2 protein-coding genes and 1 pseudogene are annotated in these 3128 nt (G+C 72.1%); all 3 read right to left on the bottom strand.

Features of this window, described 5'->3' with window-relative positions; translation table 11 throughout:
- Positions 1 to 850: pseudogene (locus MJ785_RS00760) on the bottom strand (hypothetical protein); the annotation flags it as partial.
- 250 nt (positions 851 to 1100) lie between these two features.
- Positions 1101 to 2645 carry a nickel pincer cofactor biosynthesis protein LarC gene (gene larC, locus MJ785_RS00755; protein ID WP_239379890.1) on the bottom strand — a complete coding sequence of 515 codons (1545 nt, stop codon included), beginning with the start codon at positions 2643 to 2645 and terminating at the stop codon, positions 1101 to 1103.
- The coding region (larB, locus tag MJ785_RS00750; RefSeq protein ID WP_239379889.1) for a nickel pincer cofactor biosynthesis protein LarB at positions 2642 to 3128 on the bottom strand (487 nt) is incomplete at its 5' end. The genes larB and larC, both read right to left, overlap by 4 nt.

Genomic DNA, 3128 nt, shown 5'->3' with positions numbered 1-3128 from the left:
ACATGTCGTCCGGGTATGGCGCCGGCACCCGCTGGATGTCGGGAGGTGAGCTCTCGGCCCGCCCCCCGCCGGGAAAACCGTCGCTGTCGAGGAACGGCCGGTCCTGGCTGGACAGTAGCGCGATCGGCGCCGTGGACGCTCCCGGCGACTGCTCGGCCGCCACCGGCGGCGAGTACGGGGACACCGGCTCATCAGCCACGGGGAGGGGCAGCGGCGGCGGCGCTGGGTAGACTGTCGAAATCGGCGAGTGTGGCGGCGTCTCGATCGCGGTGCTCGCCACACCGGCGGAGATGCCGAGCGGATCGGCGGAGTCGAAATCCGGCGGGTAGCTGTCGTCCCGGTACAGCGGCGCCGGCCGGTGGGCCGTGTCGGTGTAGCTGGACCGCTGGTAACCCGGCGGGGGCTCCGGTGAGGGCGCGCTGGTGGGCCGGGCACCGGGCTGGCCGTTGTTCGGGCGTTCCTCGTGGCGCAGCGTGCTGACGGACACCCGAGGTTTGGGCGGTGGCGGGGTCGGCGCGGCGTTGCTCGGGTGGGCACCAGGCCCCGGATAGCCGCCGGGAGCGGGGCCACGGTCGAACAACGGGTCGTAGGTTGACGCTTCGGTCCATGGCCGGGCGGCCGGTGATTCGTCCGCGGCGCCCGGCCATGCGCTCGTGAGCGGGTCGAACGCGCGCTCGCCGCCGGGTGGCGGCATCGGCGGTGGCATCGGACGCCGCTGGGCCTGCGGAGGGGAGCGCAGGTCGCCGTTGCTCGCCTCGGCCGGGCTGGACAGTGGATAGTGCCGCGCCGGTGACGGCATCGACTGGACCGCGCCAGGATCGTCCGCCGGAGCACGATTGAAGTCAGGCATGTCCGTTCGGGCGTCGATGTCGATCGTCTCCGTTCGTGATCCCGCTCGGTCGCGGCCTTAGAGCGCGTGTGAGATCGTCATTCCGGCTCGCCGCGTCCAGGCGCCCCCTGGCAAGGCGGAAGGGTGAGGTGCGCATCTCGCGTTGTTGCCGTCGGTCGTCACCCACCACCTCCGGTGGCTCCCCGCGCCGCCTCGCGATGCACGCACTCCAGCCCTGCTCCTTGATCCACATCCCTGTTGCCGGGCGCTCTTAGGATCGCATGTGTGCCCATGCCTCGTCGTCATCGGTGCCCTCGTCCGGCCGGGCAGCGTTCGGCCGGACGGTATCCGACGCCAGGGCCACCGCGGTAGCCAGCACCCAACGGGCTGGTCGGTCCAGCCTGGCGGCGGCGCGGCGGACATCATCCCACTCGGGTTGCCTGGTGACGATCTGGCCGTCCGGAAGTATGCCGATCTTTACGGCGACGGGTTCGCCGCTGACGTTCACCGTGCGGAAGGCACGGGCGAGGGCCCGCTTGTGTACGGGCGTCTCCCGCAGGCCCAGCGTGGGAGTGTGGAGGAAGACCGCTCGCCGGACCGAGTCCGCGAGCGGCATCGCCACCAGCACGGACAGGGTGTGCGCCGGCCGGCCCTTTTTCATCAGCACCGGCGTGAGCCAGGCATCGGAGGCCCCCGCCGCCAGCAGCGTTGCCAGGATCTCTGGCCAGGCCCGCGGGTCGAGGTCGTCGACGTTGGTCTCGACCAGCAGCTCATCGGTCACGGCCAGCGCATGGGTCACGGCGGGGACGCGCGCGGTGGCGGAGTCCACCGTCGGTGCTGCCGGCAGTGGCGCTGCCGGCAGCGCTCCCGTCCGGGGTGGCGTGTCGGTCGGCGGAGCGGTACCGACGACCAGGCGGACGACGTTGGGCCGACCAGGGATGTCGCGCTGGCCGGCGCCGACGCCGACGGACGCCACCCGCATTGCCGGCAACGGACCGTATGCGTCCGCGTGGACCGCCACCAGAGCCGCTCCCGTCGGTGTGCACAGCTCCATGTCCACCGGACCGCCATACCCCGGCATTGCGTTGGCACGCAGCAGTTCCAGGACAGCGGGGCCGGGGATCGGCAGCACGCCGTGTTCGGTGCGGGCCGACCCGCCGCCGAGCGCTACCGGGGACGCGACCAGCTGGTCCAGGCCGAGCGCGTCGAGCCCCGCGCAGACGCCGACCACGTCGGCGAGCGCGTCCAGCGCCCCGACCTCGTGGAAGTGCACCTCGTCGGCGTGGATGCCATGGACGACAGCCTCAGCCTCGGCGAGCGCCGCAAACGTGGCCAGGGCCCGCTCGCGGACCGTTTCGCTGAGCGGAGCGCCGGCCAGTAGCCGGCGGATGTCAGCCCAGGTACGGCGGCGCTCATCGCCGGGTGCCGCGTTTCCGGGCGCCCCGCTCCCCGGCAGCCCGTCCTGGTGTGTCGCGTCTTCACTACCGGTCCACTCGTTACTACCGGTCCACTCGTTGGTGATGACCTGGACACAGGCGGCGGCGAGGCCGGCCCGGCTGGTCATGCTGACGTCCAGACGGACCGGCAGCCCGAGCGCTCCGACCGCGTTGGCGATCACGTCCGGGTGCTGATCCGTGTCGGTCAGCACCCTGTTCAGGGCGCCGAGGAGCATGTCCCCGCTCGCTCCGCTGGACAGGTCGAGCCAGCCGACCCGGGCCGGTCTGGTCGACGCGGGCTCGGTCGGTCCGGCTGGCGCATGGTTCGCATGGTTCGCGTGGTTCGCATGGTTCGCGTGGTGCATGTCGGCGTCGGTCACCCGTCCACTGTGGTCCGTTCGCCGCCCGGTTCCTGACCGCTGTCGGCGACCGTGGGCCTCGCCGTCGCGCGGCGGGTGCGGCGGGTGATGCGGGCGGCGAAGATTCCCGCCCCGAAACCGTTGTCGATGTTGCAGACGACGACGCCGGGCGCGCACGAGTTGAGCATCCCGAGCAACGCGGCAAGGCCGCCGAAGGACGCGCCGTAACCGATGCTGGTCGGAACGGCGATCACCGGTGTACCGACGAGCCCGCCAACAACGCTGGGTAGCGCACCTTCCATGCCAGCGATGACGATCAGGCAGTCCGCGGCGGCAAGGACGTCACGGACCGCGAGGATCCGGTGCAGGCCGGCCACTCCCACATCCATGATCGTCTTAACGCCCGCTCCGGATGCGCGGGCGGTCAGCGCGGCCTCGGCGGCTACCGGTGCGTCCGAGGTCCCTGCGGAGACGACCACGACCTGGCCGCGCTCCGGCGGCAGC

Origin of the sequence: Protofrankia sp. CiT1 (assembly GCF_917627335.1) — a bacterium.
Lineage (GTDB): Bacteria > Actinomycetota > Actinomycetes > Frankiales > Frankiaceae > Protofrankia.
The sequence above is the reverse complement of the archived record's forward strand: the minus strand, read 5'-3'. Positions and strand labels throughout refer to the sequence as shown.